Below are 16,835 nucleotides of genomic sequence, written 5' to 3'. Positions count from 1 at the left end.
CTAGAGTCCTAAAGCTAGATCAGCGTAGCCTTATTCGTACCTTGGATTGTGGAAAACGCTCAGGAGCTAAGCAGTCGACTTCTCCCAGTTTCGCAGAGCTTAAAGCGTTGGAGCTAAGAACTGGTGCATTTAGATGCTGCCTAAGAATGAGAAGATAGATCGTTACTGGAGTATCATCTTTGAGATAATGTTGAACCGTTGACTTCACATCGTTTGCTAATCTTGAATCCCGTTTGAGCTGTTCGACTTCGCGTCTATTCTGAGGCTCGATATAAACTTTAATGCTGGCACTAGGTACATCACAGCGACTTCCTATTAATAAACCGTGTCCTAATTTATTGTTTTTCCTAGACCTAACAGATTTACCAATATTGCTAGTTGCGGCTTCAGGTAGCTTTCGAGTCTCATATGGGGTGACCTGTACCGATATCTTTAGTTCGTAGTAGTCGTTTAATAGTTGCTCTAACGTACGAATGTTTCTGCTATTTTGACCGAGCAGCATGGTATATTGAATCAAATGACGATTGCTATTTTCCAATCCTGACAAATGATAAAGCGTGTTACTTAACTTATTGTTTTGCTCATTTTGAAGCAGTAACCAAGCGCGTGTCTCTTGTTTGTAAGTAAGCTCAAATTGACGTTGGTTGAAGACATCAAGAAAGGCTTTTAATCCTTCGTCTTCCTGATGTAGTGCTTCAAGCAATTCTTCATAGATGTAATCAGGGATGACACCATATACACCGGACAAAGCCGTCTTTGCGATAGATAAACGTATTTGTCTATTGGTGACTTCTATCTGACTAATGTCATTTAAATCTCCACTGGGAATGACTTCTGATTCTAGTTTCAATCGAGTCCGGTTCTGAGGATTGTCAGAACAATACGATTGAAGAACACGAATAGCTTGAGCAAACTCAAAATCATCGGGCTGATTGCAGAGACCGTTCATAGGTGAACTAGATAGGTTTAAAGACATAACTGATTCCCGTGAACTTTCGCGAAACAGAGGCCGCTTTGCGGCTTACCATATAGATTGACACTAAGTTGTATATAGCGGTCAAAGCTGCAGAATTGTTTGAAAAACTCGTTCATGACTATTGAGAACGAGTGATAGGGCATCTCAGAGTTGAGCTCTACCGTGATTTCTGTACCCGGGACAAATACATTTTTATTGTGAACTCGCAGGGTAGAGACTTGCGTTTGGAATTTCACATTGTTGATGGTGTTAATTTCATCGAGGTTTTTGGCATCATGAGCGAATAGCTTAAAAATTCCTTTTAGCATGGATGCGGGATCATCGCTTTGCAGCAAGGAGTTAAAGTTACATGTTAAAAGCCCAATCAGCTGGCTTAATGACTTTTCACTATTTTGTACATCTTGCGGCGCGGATGGCGGGTACATCAGGGTCATGACTCCGGGGAGATCAATGCTCTCTCGGCATTCAAGCTCACCAGACGCACTACAGGCCAGTTTGTCATTGCAGCACAATAAACGTGCAATTAGCGTGGCATTTTCCGATTGATAAAGAGACTCTGAAACGACGACTTCAAACTGTCGCTCTAAGTTCATTTTCGCTTCCCAATAGGCAGTACTTGTACCGTGTGTCTTTTTGCTGTGTTTGTATTTGTCCCCTAGAACAGGCACCAGTTCGACATCTCCGTATGCAGTGATTTGTTTGACTGATTGGATCTTGATGATGTCGATGACAGAGTCATTGCCACTGTTAGGTTGAATAGGATAAGCGAGGCGACGCCCATCGACAGTAATCGGTTCGCTTATGTGCTCGAAAGTATTAATTACGGGCACAACATTTAAACGAATGACGTCGGTATCAAATAAACGCAAAAACTCAGAAGGAATGTCATTCAGGAAGATATTCAAAGTACATTGATGGTCATTAACTTTGCTAATAGCGCTAGCGAAATTTCTTATAATGAAAAACTGTCGCTTTTCTTTGAATAAGAAAAACTCTCTTATGATTTGAAAGCCATCAAACTGATTACCTTTTGCGGGTAAAAACTTAAAATCAGGATCACCGACACGGCTCTGTAGTTGCACGCCACTCAATTCTGCAATTGTGTTATTTTCACGATCTGACAGAGAGATAGCGAGACAGTTTGAGAGCAGGAGTTCTACTAATAAGTCTGCGTTGTTAGCGAAACCTTTTACAAAGAAGTTTAAGTCAGAACAAGCTAGCGAGGAAAAGTAGACACCTTCATCTCCCGTTGATAATTGAATCTGAAGCGCAGCATTGGCCAGTTCCGCCTCTTCTGGCTTATGGACTGAGAACGGTGCAGTGGTTGCTGAAATATCTGTTATGCTGAATGGGTTGATCGCTAAGTTATCAACCGTTTGAAACAAGCACTCTTGCTCCCCAATCATATTTGAAAATTGACTACCCAATGGAATATTCGCGTTCTCTGTAATACCATCCGGTGCATTCAATTCTGCGTAACCAATACTTGGAACTCGTTGATTGATGGAAGGGTATATCACGTCTATCAAGCTATCGATAACTTGCGAATATTGGGTCTCCAATGCCATTTCTGTTTTAGCGTTGAGCAAGGCAACACCGTCCAGCAAGCGCGCGAGGCTGGGATCTTCGATTTGCCCCTGATGCATATCGAGTAATGAGGCAATATGAGAGTGCTCCTCGGCATAGAACCCTAAGGAACGCTTTACTAAAGCTAACTCTCTTTCATAGTATCGAAGCAAAGGATCAGTCATATTCTTCCTCTGATATCTTGGCACTGAAGTCACCAAGCGCTATTTTCGAGTCAAAGACGAGGGTTTGTTCTCCGTCCTGAGATAGATGCTTGGCTACAATGGTAAATTGAATACAGTTTTGACCTTCCCGGCGTTCTAACATCTCCACAGAAACATCGGATAATCGCGGTTCATATGTGGTAAGCCATGTTTCTATTTTTCTTGCCAACTGTGTTTGGTCGAGGTTGGCGGTCAACAGCTGAACATCAGTAATACCGAAGGTAAAGCTAGAACGTCTGACCTCAGAAAGACTGTTTTCGACAGCAATTAACGGTGCTTCAGACTCTAGTAATCGAGTCAGATGGTAGCGAATATCGTCAATCTCATCGTCTTGGCGAGATGACTGAATAAAAGCATTGTAGAAACTCACTGGCTGACCTCCCCAAGCTCCGTAGTTAACACCACTTCACCGTTAAAATGGTCGAACTGATATTGGGGAACCATTCGTAACGTGCAAGAGAAATGGCCGGGAAGGGACTCTATCTCGTTAACGGCAATGTGTGCTTTGCTGAGAGGATATTTTGCCAAGGTCTCTTCGTTGGCGTAGTTCACATTACTGGAGAATTTCTCAATCCAGTTTCGTAGAAACTGTTCACATTCTCGCGCATCACTGAAGTTACCAATCATTTCACGCACTTGAACTTTGAGAAAATGGGCGACACGGCAGCACATCAGTGTCGTTTGTAGTTGAGCCAAAACTTTGTCGTTATCGCTATCTGATGGTGCCCACACTGAATTGTTACCAGAGAAGTAGAGCTTGCCTGTTAGTGCGTTTCTTGCGAGAGAGATGAAACCTTGATTGGAATAAAAGCTAGCGATTCTACCAAATAAATAACTGTCACATTCGCTGTAAGTAAGCTCAGATGTTTTGTGTTTCCATGTCAGAAGAGCCCCTTGTTCTTTATCACTCCAACGAGCTTTTAGGAAGCCAAACCAACCGATACGATGGTGTTCCTTCATGACCGTAGATAGGAAAGCAATATTGGCATATCCCCAAAGCGTGTCGCCTTTTTCTTGATAAAGGAATCCACAGCGATGATCTTTGTACGGTTGACGCAATTTGATACGTGGCATCGCTAAGCCAAGAAAACGAGCACTAGGTTGCTTGCGCAGAGCTTGCCAAGCTGTGTAATCTGGGCCGTTTAAGACCTTTTCTATTCTTTGTGTATTGGAAAGCCAATCGGCGCCCGAGTCGGCAAAAAAAAGTGAATCAGGAGAAGCTAGCATGGTACATAAAGTTTGTTCACCCAGTTGACCAATTAGACCCAGTGTGTAGATGTCGTCAAATTCGCTATTAACGTCTAGGTCCATGGAAATAGGGTGTGTGAAGGCGATACAACCAAAGGGTTGTCCACCTAGCGTATTAAGTTCTTTATTGCCAATGGTATTGAACAAAAAAGTTTGTTTGATGGAATATGATTGATTGAGGTCGTTTGATACCTCTTCCCAGCTCATATCAAGAATTTTGAGTTTGGTTCTTTGCCTGCTGACTGGTTGTGTTGCTAGGTAAAGCGCTTGACGCCAGCTAGCCTCTAGAGCTTGAAAGTCGTCATTGTGCAGAATGAGATCCATTTGTTTGGAAAGGCGCTCATCTAAGACAAGAATGAGTTGAGTAATTTGCGCAATAATACGCTCTGCTGAATAAGTAGAGTATTGGTGTTCTTTTTTTGCTAGTTCGACCATCATTGCGAGTGCGTCAAACAAGTATGAATCTTGTTTGGGGTCGAGCGCGTTAAATTGTTTTTGCCAGTCTGTACTAAACATCTACATCAACTACCGCAGCATTTAGCCGCAACCACAAAGGTTGCGGCTTATCACAATTAACCAGGAATCTTCGCAACCATGCGAACAGAGGTGGTAAGTTCTTCGAGTTGAAGCCATGGTCTTAGGTGTGCAATCGCAGAGTAAGCCCCAGGTTTACCCGGCTGTTCAACCACTTCAATACGAGACTCTGCCAGTGGCGTACGAGCTCGAGAATCGTTACCAATCGCACCTGCGTTGGTGTATTGGTCGATCCAAAGTTGAAGTTCACGTTGAATATCGGGTGCTTCAATGTTTGAACCCAAACGATCACGTCCCATTACTTTCAAATAATGGGCAATTCGACCACTTGCCATGATGTATGGCAGTCGTGCGGAGATAGCAGCGTTAGCCGTAGCATCCGGATCGGTATAGGTTTTCGGTTTTTGGGTAGTTTGCCCGCCGATAAAAACGCCATAGTTGGTGTTCTTGTAATGAACTAGAGGAAGGAAACCAAGGTCGCTGAGTTCTTTCTCTCGTTCGTCGGTGAGATTCACTTCTGTTGGACATTGCTGGACTAGATCGCCAGCCTCAGTCTTGTACGTTAGGTTAGGCAGGTTTTCTACTTTACCGCCGTTATCAAGACCTCGAATAGCAGTACACCAGCCATATGCAGTAAATGCTTGAGTCATCTTAAGACCTAGATCATACGCCGCATTAGACCAGACAAGTTCATCGTTATTCTTCGGATTCGGATTACCATCCATATCAACATCCAGCTCTTCATAAGCGAAGACGTCTGTGCTTAGCCCTTTTTGTCCATATGGTAAGCGTGCCATAGTACGAGGAAGCGTCAGAGTGACATAACGCGCGTCATCACTTTCCCTAAACGAGTTCCAAGCAGCGTATGCAGGAGAGTCAAAGCCTGCTGCGACAGGTTTGCCTTCTTCAAATGTAGAGAAGTCATTGAACTCAAACATTTGCGCATTGGCTGCGGCAATGAATGGAGCGTGGCACGCTGCAGCTACTTCGCCCATGTAACGAAGAAGTGCGACATCTTCATCTTTTGCGCTGAACTCGTAGTCACCGATGAATGTGCCGTAGGGCTCACCACCTGCTGTACCGTATTCATCTTGATACAGGGCGTTGAAGAGAGGACTGCGGTCTATAGCTGGTGCATCTTCAAATTGTTCGAGCAATTCATCTTGTGAGAAATCAACCATTTTGATTTTCAATGAACGCCCAGTTTCGCTCTCTTTGACGAGTTTTTGTAGACCACGCCAAGAACCTTCAAGCTTTTGAAAGTCGTCTTGTTGCATCACCGCAGAAAGCTGCTTTGACAGCTTCTTGTCGATTTCGCCGATGGCGCTTTCAATAGTTTTAGTTAAGTTTTTATCCCACGTTACGGTGCCTGAAAGTGCCTGTTCAGCAAGTACTGAAAACAGCTCTTTAGTTGTATCCGCAGGAGTTTGTGTTGTGGCTTCAATCGCTCTGTCAAGGAAACTCAGTGAGCCTTCCTCAGCGGACGGTTGGCCTTGTACGTCTGATTCAGTGCTCATTCTTCTGCTCCTTTCTGTTCAATACCAAGTTCTTGAGATAAGGCGTTGATGGTGTCTGCACTTTGCAACACTTCTTTCAATAACTTCTCTAGATCACGAGAGCGATCAGCCTTAGAAAGTAGTACCTTCAACTGATTGCGAGTCTCTACGAGCTTTTTTAAGGGCTCGACTTGGTCAATGATGGCTTCAGGCTCGAAGTCCTTCATAGAATTAAACTTAAGGCTTGCTTCAAATTGACTATCATCTTCGGCAAGAACATTGTCTACTTTCATGGATAACTCAGGACCAACGCGTTTCATAACATGATCGAAGTTATCTTTGTCTAGGTTATAGAATGTGCGATCTTCAACATCTTCTTTGTCTTGTTTATGACCAGAATAATCACCGATTACACCCACAACAAAAGGCAGCTCTTTTGTTTCAACTGCTCCATTGGTTTCTACATCATATGTGATGCTAACGCGGTTCTTACTTACGCGTTTGTGCTGAGAATTTAGTGCCACAACATCTCTCCTTGATTAATTAGCTAGCGGTTGAAGTGACTTTCGCTTCAGTTGCATCAAAGCCGACTTCTGGGCCTTTCTCGATTTTTCCGCCTTCTCCCTCGATATAGTAAGCTTTTGAAATCTCGGTGTAGGTAAGCGCAAAGCTCTCACTTGGTAATGAACCGTTTGTTCCAGTCATTGTGTAGTTAGACATACGTGCGTTTTTCAGCGTTAAGATAAGGTACGGATCAGCACCGGAACCTTCGCGATTTGGTTTAGTCATCACCACTTCAATGGTTTTACCTTCAGCACCTGGTGCATATAAGAAAGTTGTAAGGTAAGGTGAGGCACCATCACAGCCACGGCCAATAGTGATTTCCCCTAGAGCTACCATACCTTGGTCAGCATTGTTGGCATTACCAACATCAATACCTACGCCACGAACGGCGCTCCAAGAAACATTATCAATGGCAAAGAACCCATCTTTACCACCAATTTTCTCAACGGTTGCTGCACCTTTAGGTTTGGTTCCGTCAATTCTCATAAAAATAGAAGCCATCAGTTTTCTCCTTCGCGTATCGCGTTAAACCGTTACCATTCAAAATCAGAAACGTCTGAATTTGCGGTAGCTTGAGTTACTTCATTGTTGTTGGATTGGTTTGAGGCCGAGGATTCGGCATCATTCGAGTTGCTAGTAGGAGACTCTGTGTACTGCTTAGAGTGACCACCAGACTGAGTTGATAGTGAACTGTTTTTCATGTTTATAGGGGCGTCATTCATTCCAATCAGTGAATCGATTTGATTAAGTGCATTGGAATTATTTCCTACCAGAATTTTCATCAGTTCTGGTAAGGGTAGTTGTCCCCAAACAATTGCCCGTTCAAGTAGGTAACTAGTTGGGTTATGTGGTTCAGTTTGCTTAAAGAAGTCCGCCAGAGTTCTCAATTGATTATAAGCGGCGTCTCTTGTGAGAGGCTGTGTAGAGATAGTTGAAACTGTCGCTGAAATAGGGGGTGTAGATTCTGGTGCTTTATTAGGCGTCGCATCGGGAATACTAACGGTATCTGGATTAGAACTGACCGAGTCTATATTATCGTGAGCGTCTGACTCGTCTGACTGCTCAGAGCTATCTGGTTGAGATTGAGCCTCGCCAGAAGCTGCTTCAGTGTTCATATCGTCTAAAGGCCACTGACTATATTGGTTACCGATTAATGTTCGCAGTGCCGTTAAATGGCTTTCGAAGATTTCACGGACGAATTTAAAGCTGAGCGCTTGGACGCCATGGCTTTGACAACGTTCTGCAAGTACAGTTTCTACCTGATTTACCTGCTCTACCAATTGCCCTAAGCCGAGAATCAAGTCGGTACATTCAAGGCTAAAAGCGTCGTTAGCTTCGTTTTGCAGATCACTCAATGTGCCGCTGCGTTCTGCTTGGAAATAGCGAGAATAAGTGATGTTGCCAACAAGAGGAATGAACTGTGTTGGCATAAAGAGCGCGGAGGCCTCGGGTGCGTCACCGATGAACTGCGATAACGGTTTGATGCGAAACTCCACCAGTTCTTTTTGTTTTCCAGACTCATCCGTCGCCTTGACCTTGTTGTCAGGCAGTGTTGGATGCAAGGTATCCCAGAAGTTGTCAATGTAGTTTTGAAGAAGCTTAAAACCTTCAATCAGCTTCGGTATAGGTTCTCGGTCAAATGACAAGCTAGTTATGTACCAGCTCCAAAGTTCCGTATCTTTTGTTTTCGAACCGAGTGCTTCGTTGAGCTGTTCTCTAAACTGCTGCCAGTTTTGATCATTGAGTTCAGACTTTTCTTCGTCAGCAAATGCATCTGGGGCTTCTAACATTTGTCTAAAGGATGAAAGGGCGGTGTTATATCCATTTCTGATCGCTCTATATTCGCCGCGATCAAGCTTTAAGTATTGTCCACTGGGAGCGTCTTCCGATAGAGCGCCTGATAGGTCATCGAAACTGTACATACCATTCCTTGGTTTATTTCATTTATGCATATCAAAGCAATTAACAAAACTATTTACTTTTTAAAGTGTCAATAGCTTAACAACATGATTACATTGCTTTAATATTAGAAGCGTTTTTCAGAAAGTCTCGGAAATTTGTGAAATTTCGTCATTTTTTTGCTTTTCGGTAGGAATATTGGAACGACGTCACACGCGAACGCTAATTAACTATAATAAAATTAGGGGTTTATCCCCCTATTAGGACTGTGGGCATTCCCGCAACAATGGTACCTCCGTGTGCTGTTGTGTCACCTAATCTCGCTGCTGGCCGATTGCAAATAAGCACTGTCGCACTGCCCTTAATTATGCTGTCCGGTGGCCCTACGCATGTGCACATGTCTCCCATGACTGACGCAGGCATGTTCCCGATTAAAACGGTTGGTACTCCTGGCCCAATAATAGGCCCTCCTACGTGCGGAATAGGGGGCACTGCAGGTGTTTGCATTGGGCAGACATGCATGTCTGTTGAACGAGCTGCTGGCAAAGTCATAACTTTCCTAAGCCTCCATGAGCTATATTGAGAGCGACTGCGATGGATTGTTGATAATAGTCGGCATGCTTGTCCCATTCAGGTATCGCAGCGGCGGTGTTAATGGCCCCAGCGCAGGCTTTGGCGTATAGCTTGGGGTCGGGGAGTACACTGGGGAGTTCAGGTGACACAATACTACCAGCACCGTTCCAAAATACAGCTTGTGCTAACCATGATGGTGCGCACTTTAACTCTAATCGAGTTGCATAGAGTTCGCAGCGCCGCCTTCCCTCTTCACTTGGTTCAAATACCCATTGTTTGCAGCTTGCAAGGCAAGTCTGTTGTGTTTTGTTCCAGTCCGGCATCCGAATCTCAAGGCATAAGTAAGCCCAAAGGATGGCTTCCCTTACCGGTAAAGCGTGTGCAAGAAATTGAACCAGATCGAAATAGAGCTCTTTCTCTTGCAATGTCGCTATAAAATCTTCAATGCTCTGTGACTGAGCTAGTATCTCAGTGAGATCCTCTGAAGCACTAAACAATGGCGTGATTTGCTCAGGGTTTACGTAGGGTATCTTTCGATACTGAAGTTGTTGAGTCATCATTAATTTACCTTCACTATAGCGCCTTTGACTTCAGACATGACAGCACCGTTAATGGATGCTTTCAGGTTTGACTTGAGATCGGCTGAGAGCTTTCCTTGAGCGGTTAAAGTCGTCTGGGCGTCTAATGTCAAGCTCGCCCCTTTTATAGTTCCACTTCCTGAGGCGTCTACAGTTACAGACGCAGCGGATAATTTGGCAGACGTTGAGCCTTTGGCATCCAACGTCATACCCTGAAGTTTTAGTGCGTTAGAGGCTTTAATTTCGATTGCACTAGATTCAATCTTGATAGAGGAAGAGCTGATGGTGATTTTGCTTGAGCCTACTTTTAGCTCTAGAGAGTCTTCGCCCTCAATGCTGACGGTCTTGGCTTTGCCGCTAAACGCTTTAGCAACGCTCATCGTCATCGCATCCTCAGCGGTATAGGTAATAGCTTTGGTCGCTTTATAGGCGACTTCACCTTTGATGGTCGTGGTGACGTTGTTTTCTACTTCTAAGGTAAAGTCCTTAGCGGCATGTTGATAAAACAGTTCGTTATCTTTTTTATCATCGAAGTACCACTCATTACTCTGACCTTTAAGCATGGTTTTAATACCAGTTTGAGTAGAGTTTGCTGTCTTATATGGAGGAGCATTCTGACTATTGTATACCGAGCCAGTAATAATTGGCTTATCCGCGTCGCCATTAATGAAAGTGACAAGCACTTCTTGGCCAACTCGTGGGATAAACTGTGTCCCGTAACCTTTTCCCGCCATTAGTTGAGCAACGCGAACATAGCAACTGGTATCATCGCCGCTCGTTTCGTTGTCCCACAAAAATTGGATTTTTACTCTCCCCTGGTCATCCTGACTAATATCACCACTTGTTTTTCCTGCAACTACGGCGTTGTGAACGCCTTGAATTGAAGGTTTGTCAATGACGGTTGGCAAATAGGGAGTGGAATTGGGCACTACAGTGATTTGAGTTTGGCAATTCGATTGACCGCTTGACTGGCCATCATATTGAACGGTTTGCGAGACTACTAAGTATTCACCCAACTGTGTATTGTCTGTGTGACTGGCTAGTGAAAAGTATTGCCCCACATAAAATGCGTCTACATCACTGGATGCCTGTATTGTACTGTACTGGCTTTCTATCGCTTCCACACGACGTTTGACCAGAGTGGACAGATCGGTCATGTCTCCAGAAACGCTATCGTTAGAAAAATGTGTTGCGGCTAGTTTAGTGTTATTGGCGATTTTATTGCTCGATTTACTTGCTTTACTGGAGAGCAACTTAGATTGACTGTAGTCGTAATCAGTGAGCTCCAAACTCGTTCCGTGAAACTGAAGGTCAGAATGCCAAGATTGAATGAGTGGGTTGCTACCAGAGGGTAGGTTAGCCATATCGAACTTATTGATATCCGCTTTGCTGTATGGTTTCTCCGCGTCTTGTAAGATCAGTTTATGGCTGCTTGATGTGTGTTCAAAGTGAAATTGAATTCCTTCTTGAGCAAGCAACCGACAGACAAAGTCATAATCCGTTTCATTGAACTGTATGCAGTACTCACGTTTGGTACTTGGTAGAGATTTGGCTGTAAATAGGCTTGAGAAACCGGCATCACTAAACACAGAAGAAACGATATCTTTGGTTGATTGGTTTTGGAAAACACGGCTTTTCTTAGAAAAGTTAAGTAACCATAGCCAAGGCCGTAAAGTGATGTTGTAAAACGCATATTGCTGAGTTTCATCGAAACCCGTGCAAACGATCTTTGCGATGTAGCCATGAAAGCTACGCACTAGGCTTTGTGAGCCTGACTCAAAAGTATAGCGATTAAGCGTCATTGTCTGACCGAGTTGATCAGAGGCAGAGAGCCCTTTTGCGACCAGTTGTAGATTGATCTCAAAAGGTTCAAAGAACCGCTCTTGAATTGTCGCATGAGTTACTAGGTACTCATTGTTCTTATAATCTTTGGCAGTGAACTCACTGGTCGATGCCAAGTATAGATCGGCCATTCTGTCTTCCTTGAACTAAGCCTTTGATAATATTCTAAGATTAGCACTAGATACTAAACAGTATAGGCAGTTAAGGAAGAATGTGAGCAATATCAAAGCACAGTATCGAGTTACTGTGCTTTGGGTGTGTAGCGGAAAGGGGCTTTAAGAGGCAGAAATGGTACATCGGTTTTTCTGGGTAGACAGGGTGAGTAATCCTATACACAAGAGCGCAATGATAATCCCGATTAATGACAAGGTGAATACTGATGCGTAGCCGAATTTATCAATGGATAAGCCAGCAAGCATTGCGCCGACACCAAAACCGCCTGCCATACATAACATCAAAAGACCCTGAGTTAACGCTGGAGAATTGGGACTCAAACGACCTGCGATGGATGGAATGATCATGTCATTCCAAGACATTGCTTGCATGAGTAACACTAACAGTGCGATAGGCACGAAAGCCTGAACATCATTTCCAGCAGTTAACCAAAATAGAGTGCCGACTATTAAATAAATCACTTGAGCGGCATACCAAACTTTAAATGGCCCGCTTCTTTGCATCCATCTTCCGGCCGATTCGAGCATAAAAATGCTGATAATGGCAGAGATAGCCATACCAAGTGCGGAGTTGCCGATATTGACTTGATAAACTTCTTTGATTAGCAAAGGACCAAGTTCCATCAGGTTAGAAGAGAGAAACATTGAGAAGAAGACTGCCAACAAAAAGAGAAACCAAGGTGCCGCACCTTGTTGTGAAGTGGTTTCATTAGCTGATTTCTTCTCAGCACCCTCAAAGTAGGATTTATCCGTTTCAATGGATGGAGGAGGGCAAACAGAAACCAAACAAAGCACGATGATGACCAAAGACATAAGTATAAGCAGCTGATCGTCACTTGGCACATGGTAGAAGTCAGCAATTGAAATAAGTAAACCAGTCACAACAACACCAAAGAACTGACATTGATATAAGCTGGCTAGACCCCGGCCTTCATCATTTTGGTTTTTGCTAGACGCGATTACAAAGGTCGGATTCAGTACTAACAATGCGACACTACCAATGCCTATCAGAATACCTACTGTCCAGTAGATTGCTGCGGTTGTCTCAGCGAAGTAAAGAATTAACAGAGCAATAAAATGAATAAACAAGGCCATTCGTTGTAGTAGACGATGACAACAATAACGATCGGCCATCCCACCAATCAACGGTGCTAATAAACCCGCACCTCCAATGAGTGCCATGACTTGGCCTAGTAGTGCGCCACTAGATGTTCTTTCAATGATGATTGGGTTGAGAAGAATCGCAATACCAACCCATTGGACAATACCAAGAGAAGCTTGTGCGAAATGCCACAGTCGAATGCCATTCATGAGTGAGAACCTCTATTAATAATTTACTCATGAATTTTCAAGGAATTGGACAGAGAAACAAGTAACATACTCCCCGTTACCTTCTCACAATCGAATAATTACGCCCCGTCTTCTAATGACATCAAATGATGAAAGACCAAAAAGTGGTGCTTTCATCATTTGAAATTATGTTTTTAGCTTCTGCCTAACATACGTGAGAGTGTGCCATCTTTATCAACGAGTTGGTGTTTTAGGGCTGCCAGAACGTGCAATACAAGTGTAGCGATTGCAATGTTCACAGATGAGAAGTGAATGGTAGAGCTAATTTGTTGTAGCCATTCGATTTTCTCTCCTGCTGAGATAAGACTTATGCCAAAAAACTCGACCGAACGTCCTCCTCCGATACTCATAGTGATTCCAGATAGGGGCATCATTATTGTAGCTAAAAGCAAAAACCAGTGAACAAAGTGGGCAGATTTCTCTTGCCACGCAGGTAGCTGTTTGATGGAACCGATCATGCCTTCTTTCAGGCGCCAAACTAGCCTGATGGAAGCTGCAAACATCACAAGTACTCCGAGTGATTTATGAAGATTCCTTAGCTCATTTTTGTCTGGGCCATTGGCCATATCGCCGAGATAAAGTCCTATGGCAAGCGTCGCTATAAAGAAAACAGCAGTTAGCCAATGAAACACCATGGTAGGTTTACTAAGTTTGTTGTTGAGCATATTAGTCCATATTTTTGTTGTGGGCTTATGGCGATAATTATTCCTTATGCTCTTTTTTTGTTCTAGATGCATATGTGTAAAGTTAAGTAAAGATAAGAATACTTATCATCTGGAGTTTTGAGCTTGTTAGATACATCGGTTTTTATTTGAAAGTGTTTCAAGTCTTTGGTGGTTTTTAGCTTCCTTCTCTCAACCTATAGTTAAGTCATTGAGCAAGAACACTTGCAGCTAGACACTATAGAGGAACACGTTATGACAACAATGATGAAAGCAATCGGTTTTAGTGAATCAAAAACTATCGATGAAGAAAACAGCTTGTATGAGTTTGAAATGGCTATGCCTGAAATCGGCGAATTCGACCTACTTGTAAAAGTTGCGGCCATTTCCGTTAACCCTGCAGATGCAAAAATACGTGTTCGTTCAGCAGTGAATAAAACATTAGAAAGTCCACGAGTTCTGGGCTTTGATGCCGTGGGAGAAGTGGTATCAGTGGGCAGTAAGGTTACCAACTTCACTGAGGGCGAACGAGTGTACTATGCTGGTGATGTCACTCGCCCTGGCACCAACGCACAATATCATGCTGTTGATTCTAGAATTGTCGCGAGAGCTCCAAAAGGGCTCACTGACGCAGAAGCGGCTGTAGTCCCGTTGACTGCATTAACGGGATGGGAGGCTCTGTTTGATCGTCTTCGTGTAGACCCGTCAGAGCGTAAAACGCTATTAATTATCGGTGGTGCTGGTGGTGTCGGCTCTATTACTACTCAAATTGCAAAACAGCTCACTAACCTAACGGTTATAGCGACAGCATCACGTCCAGAGACCGAAGCTTGGGTAAAAGAGATGGGTGCAGACTATGTGGCCAATCATAGAAACTTAGTTGAATCTGTTCATGACTTGGGGTTTGAGACGGTAGATTATATTTTCAATGTCGCTGACACGGTTGGTCATTGGGATGCGATGGCAGAACTTATTGCACCTCAAGGCATGATCGGTTCAATCGTTGAGTTTGATAGCGGTATTGATCTTAGTAAGCTTCAAGGTAAGTCAGTCGGTTTTGTTTGGGAGCTTATGTTCACACGCTCAATATACAAAACACAGGATATGTACAAACAAGGTGATATCTTAAAACAAGTCGCTAATCTTATTGACTCTGGACGAATTCAATCAACCTTGACCAAAGAGATCAATGGCTTCAATGCAGAGTCATTAAAGCAAGGGCACCGATTGATGGAAAGTGGCGCTATGATCGGTAAGCTTGCCATCAACTTTGATTAAACAATCAGCATGTTAGTTAAAAATACCTCTTCTTTTATGAGTCGAGGTATTTTTTGTATATGATGGAAAAGATTGTAGTGAATATGGTGAAAGTAACATGAAAGCACTGAACGAACTGACTTTGTTTGCCGAAACGGCCAAACAAGGTAGTTTTTCTAAAGTAGCGAATCAAATGGATATGACGCCTGCAGCCGTTAGTGCATCAATAAAGCGTTTAGAAGAGCAAGTTGGCTTCCCGCTGTTTGTTCGAACAACACGAAGATTGAGCTTAACTGGAGAGGGAGAACTATTCCTAGCCAAAGTTAATTGTGCTCTTGCAACTTTGAATGAAGGTGTCGAGGAGATCGCAAATGCTCGTGGCGCGCTAACAGGTAACATTTATGTGTCTGCACCGTCTGACTTTGGGCGAAACTTACTGCTTGATTGGATTAATGAGTTCACTGACTTACATGAAAACGTCACGGTTCGTCTTGAGTTATCTGATCAGTTGGTAGATATGTATAGCAAACCAATTGATGTTGCTATTCGATATGGGGAACTTCCAGATTCCAATATGGTGGCAATACCGTTATGTCCGCAGAATGTTCGAGTGCTTTGTGCTAGCCCAGACTACATTCGTCATCACTCTCCAGTGCTACACCCAAACGATTTGAATCAACATAACTGCATCAGCTTTATGGTGGCGGGCTCAGTACATAACCACTGGCCATTATCCTACGATTCTCAACAAGTTGTTATAGAGACCAAAGGAGCGATATCAGCTAATGATGGTGATGTCGTGAGGCGTTTAGGGTTAAAAGGCAGAGGAATCGTCAATAAGTCGTTAATCGACGCTAGTCAGGACATTATTGAGGGGAAGCTGAGAAAAGTTCTACCTGACTGGCAAGGTGAGTCAGTGCCGCTTTATATGGTATGTGCTGATAAGAGGCAGTTAAGACCAATTATTCGAGAATTCCAAAAGTTCTTGAAAGAGAAGTGTCAAAGTCAGTTTGACAAGGTTAGTGACATTTTAAATAACTAGCCCTATTCATATAAGGCTAGTTTTTGTTTACCTCGTTTAAATAGTTAACATTCACTGAATAGGTAGTCTGAGCTGTGTCTCGACTTAGGCAGTTTTGCATTGAAGTCCTGCTCACCATGTTTTCCGAGCGGTACGATAACCGAACTACGGTATCCTTGCGCTGCCAAGTTGAATTCTTTATCAAGAACAGTGCTGTCAAACCCTTCGATAGGTACGGCATCAATACCCAGAGTCGAAGCGCCAAGTAGGAGCGTACCTACATTAAGGTACACTTGCTTCTCCATCCAATGCTGAGCATCTTTCAAATCGGAGCGATGCATATCAACGAAGTAGTGTCGGCCATTCTGTTGTCCTAGTTTTGCATCTGGAGTAGCAAAGCGGCCGTCCTTCTCTTCATTTTCTAGCAACAACTGTAAGTAGTTGTCATCAATTTCTGTTCTTGTACAGAATACGATGACATGAGAAGCGTTAAGCACTTTGGGAGCATTGAAACTGTAGCGGTCTTGTGTGGCAGTCGCAACACGCTGTTTGGCTTCGTCAGTACTGGCAATGATAAAGTGCCATGGTTGAGAGTTCACACTGGATGGACTAAATCGGAGGAGTGTTTTAATCGCATCTACCTGCTGGGAAGATAGCTTAAAAGATGGGTCGAATACTTTGGTTGAATAGCGGTTTTTAGCGTTGTCAGCAATGTTCATAAACGTGTCTCTACTTAACGGAGTTAGCCCGAGGATAGCGAAACCAGCCGCAAGTAAAAACACTGTGGAATTTGATGCAGTTTCAAATATTCTTTGAAGATACTAGAACTTAGATTACCCACACAATATGCGGAAAAGGTTGAAGTTTGATTA

16 protein-coding genes are annotated in these 16,835 nt (G+C 43.4%); 2 read left to right on the top strand and 14 right to left on the bottom strand.

Annotation, left to right across the window (positions count from 1 at the left end; all coding sequences use genetic code 11):
- Nucleotides 1-19: 19 nt before the first annotated feature.
- The 13 genes from MMA19_RS08380 to MMA19_RS08320 form a co-directional block, all read right to left on the bottom strand.
- Entirely contained in the window at nt 20-976 is a 957-nt protein-coding gene (locus MMA19_RS08380) for a type VI secretion system baseplate subunit TssG (RefSeq protein ID WP_240205970.1), read from the bottom strand.
- Nucleotides 967-2,727 (bottom strand): type VI secretion system baseplate subunit TssF, encoded by a 1,761-nt coding sequence (tssF, locus tag MMA19_RS08375; protein WP_006070761.1) that lies wholly within the window; start codon nt 2,725-2,727, stop codon nt 967-969. Before tssF ends, MMA19_RS08380 begins: the two co-directional genes overlap by 10 nt.
- Nucleotides 2,720-3,136, bottom strand: coding sequence for a type VI secretion system baseplate subunit TssE (gene tssE, locus MMA19_RS08370; protein ID WP_031495885.1), 417 nt, complete (start codon nt 3,134-3,136; stop codon nt 2,720-2,722). The genes tssF and tssE overlap by 8 nt, the downstream gene beginning before the upstream one ends.
- Nucleotides 3,133-4,530, bottom strand: coding sequence for a type VI secretion system contractile sheath large subunit (locus MMA19_RS08365; RefSeq protein WP_240205969.1), 1,398 nt, complete (start codon nt 4,528-4,530; stop codon nt 3,133-3,135). Before MMA19_RS08365 ends, tssE begins: the two co-directional genes overlap by 4 nt.
- Nucleotides 4,531-4,586: 56 nt before the next feature.
- Nucleotides 4,587-6,065 carry a type VI secretion system contractile sheath large subunit gene (gene tssC, locus MMA19_RS08360; protein WP_240205968.1) on the bottom strand — a complete coding sequence of 493 codons (1,479 nt, stop codon included), beginning with the start codon at nt 6,063-6,065 and terminating at the stop codon, nt 4,587-4,589.
- Nucleotides 6,062-6,568: a type VI secretion system contractile sheath small subunit gene (gene tssB, locus MMA19_RS08355; RefSeq protein WP_006070757.1), complete on the bottom strand. Its 507-nt coding sequence runs from the start codon at nt 6,566-6,568 to the stop codon at nt 6,062-6,064. Before tssB ends, tssC begins: the two co-directional genes overlap by 4 nt.
- A 19-nt stretch (nt 6,569-6,587) precedes the next feature.
- On the bottom strand, nt 6,588-7,109 hold the full coding sequence (locus tag MMA19_RS08350; RefSeq protein ID WP_006070756.1) for a type VI secretion system tube protein Hcp: 522 nt from the start codon (nt 7,107-7,109) through the stop codon (nt 6,588-6,590).
- 32 nt (nt 7,110-7,141) lie between these two features.
- The gene (locus MMA19_RS08345; protein ID WP_240205967.1) at nt 7,142-8,530 is read right to left on the bottom strand and encodes a type VI secretion system ImpA family N-terminal domain-containing protein; all 1,389 of its coding nucleotides are present in this window, start codon (nt 8,528-8,530) and stop codon (nt 7,142-7,144) included.
- A gap of 226 nt (nt 8,531-8,756) precedes the next feature.
- On the bottom strand, nt 8,757-9,059 hold the full coding sequence (locus MMA19_RS08340; protein ID WP_038230304.1) for a PAAR domain-containing protein: 303 nt from the start codon (nt 9,057-9,059) through the stop codon (nt 8,757-8,759).
- Complete coding sequence (locus MMA19_RS08335; protein WP_006070753.1) at nt 9,056-9,640, bottom strand: hypothetical protein; 585 nt, start codon at nt 9,638-9,640, stop codon at nt 9,056-9,058. Before MMA19_RS08335 ends, MMA19_RS08340 begins: the two co-directional genes overlap by 4 nt.
- On the bottom strand, nt 9,640-11,631 hold the full coding sequence (tssI, locus tag MMA19_RS08330; protein ID WP_124939797.1) for a type VI secretion system tip protein TssI/VgrG: 1,992 nt from the start codon (nt 11,629-11,631) through the stop codon (nt 9,640-9,642). The genes MMA19_RS08335 and tssI overlap by 1 nt, the downstream gene beginning before the upstream one ends.
- A 144-nt stretch (nt 11,632-11,775) precedes the next feature.
- Nucleotides 11,776-12,984: an MFS transporter gene (locus MMA19_RS08325; protein ID WP_240205966.1), complete on the bottom strand. Its 1,209-nt coding sequence runs from the start codon at nt 12,982-12,984 to the stop codon at nt 11,776-11,778.
- 173 nt (nt 12,985-13,157) lie between these two features.
- Nucleotides 13,158-13,688, bottom strand: coding sequence for a cytochrome b (locus tag MMA19_RS08320; protein WP_240205965.1), 531 nt, complete (start codon nt 13,686-13,688; stop codon nt 13,158-13,160).
- 252 nt (nt 13,689-13,940) lie between these two features.
- Between MMA19_RS08320 and MMA19_RS08315 the strand changes: the two genes are divergently transcribed.
- Nucleotides 13,941-14,963, top strand: a complete 1,023-nt coding sequence (locus MMA19_RS08315) for a zinc-binding alcohol dehydrogenase family protein (protein ID WP_124939794.1) — start codon at nt 13,941-13,943, stop codon at nt 14,961-14,963.
- A 97-nt stretch (nt 14,964-15,060) separates the two neighbouring features.
- Nucleotides 15,061-15,984, top strand: coding sequence for a LysR family transcriptional regulator (locus MMA19_RS08310; protein ID WP_006070748.1), 924 nt, complete (start codon nt 15,061-15,063; stop codon nt 15,982-15,984).
- 44 nt (nt 15,985-16,028) lie between these two features.
- Here MMA19_RS08310 and nfsB read toward each other — a convergent pair whose 3' ends face one another.
- Nucleotides 16,029-16,682 (bottom strand): oxygen-insensitive NAD(P)H nitroreductase, encoded by a 654-nt coding sequence (gene nfsB / locus MMA19_RS08305; RefSeq protein WP_240205964.1) that lies wholly within the window; start codon nt 16,680-16,682, stop codon nt 16,029-16,031.
- Between the last annotated feature and the right edge of the window lie 153 nt (nt 16,683-16,835).

The sequence above is a fragment of the Vibrio sp. CyArs1 genome (assembly GCF_022432925.1).
Taxonomy (GTDB): Bacteria; Pseudomonadota; Gammaproteobacteria; order Enterobacterales; family Vibrionaceae; genus Vibrio; species Vibrio mediterranei.
This window is presented reverse-complemented; position numbering and strand designations above follow the sequence as displayed.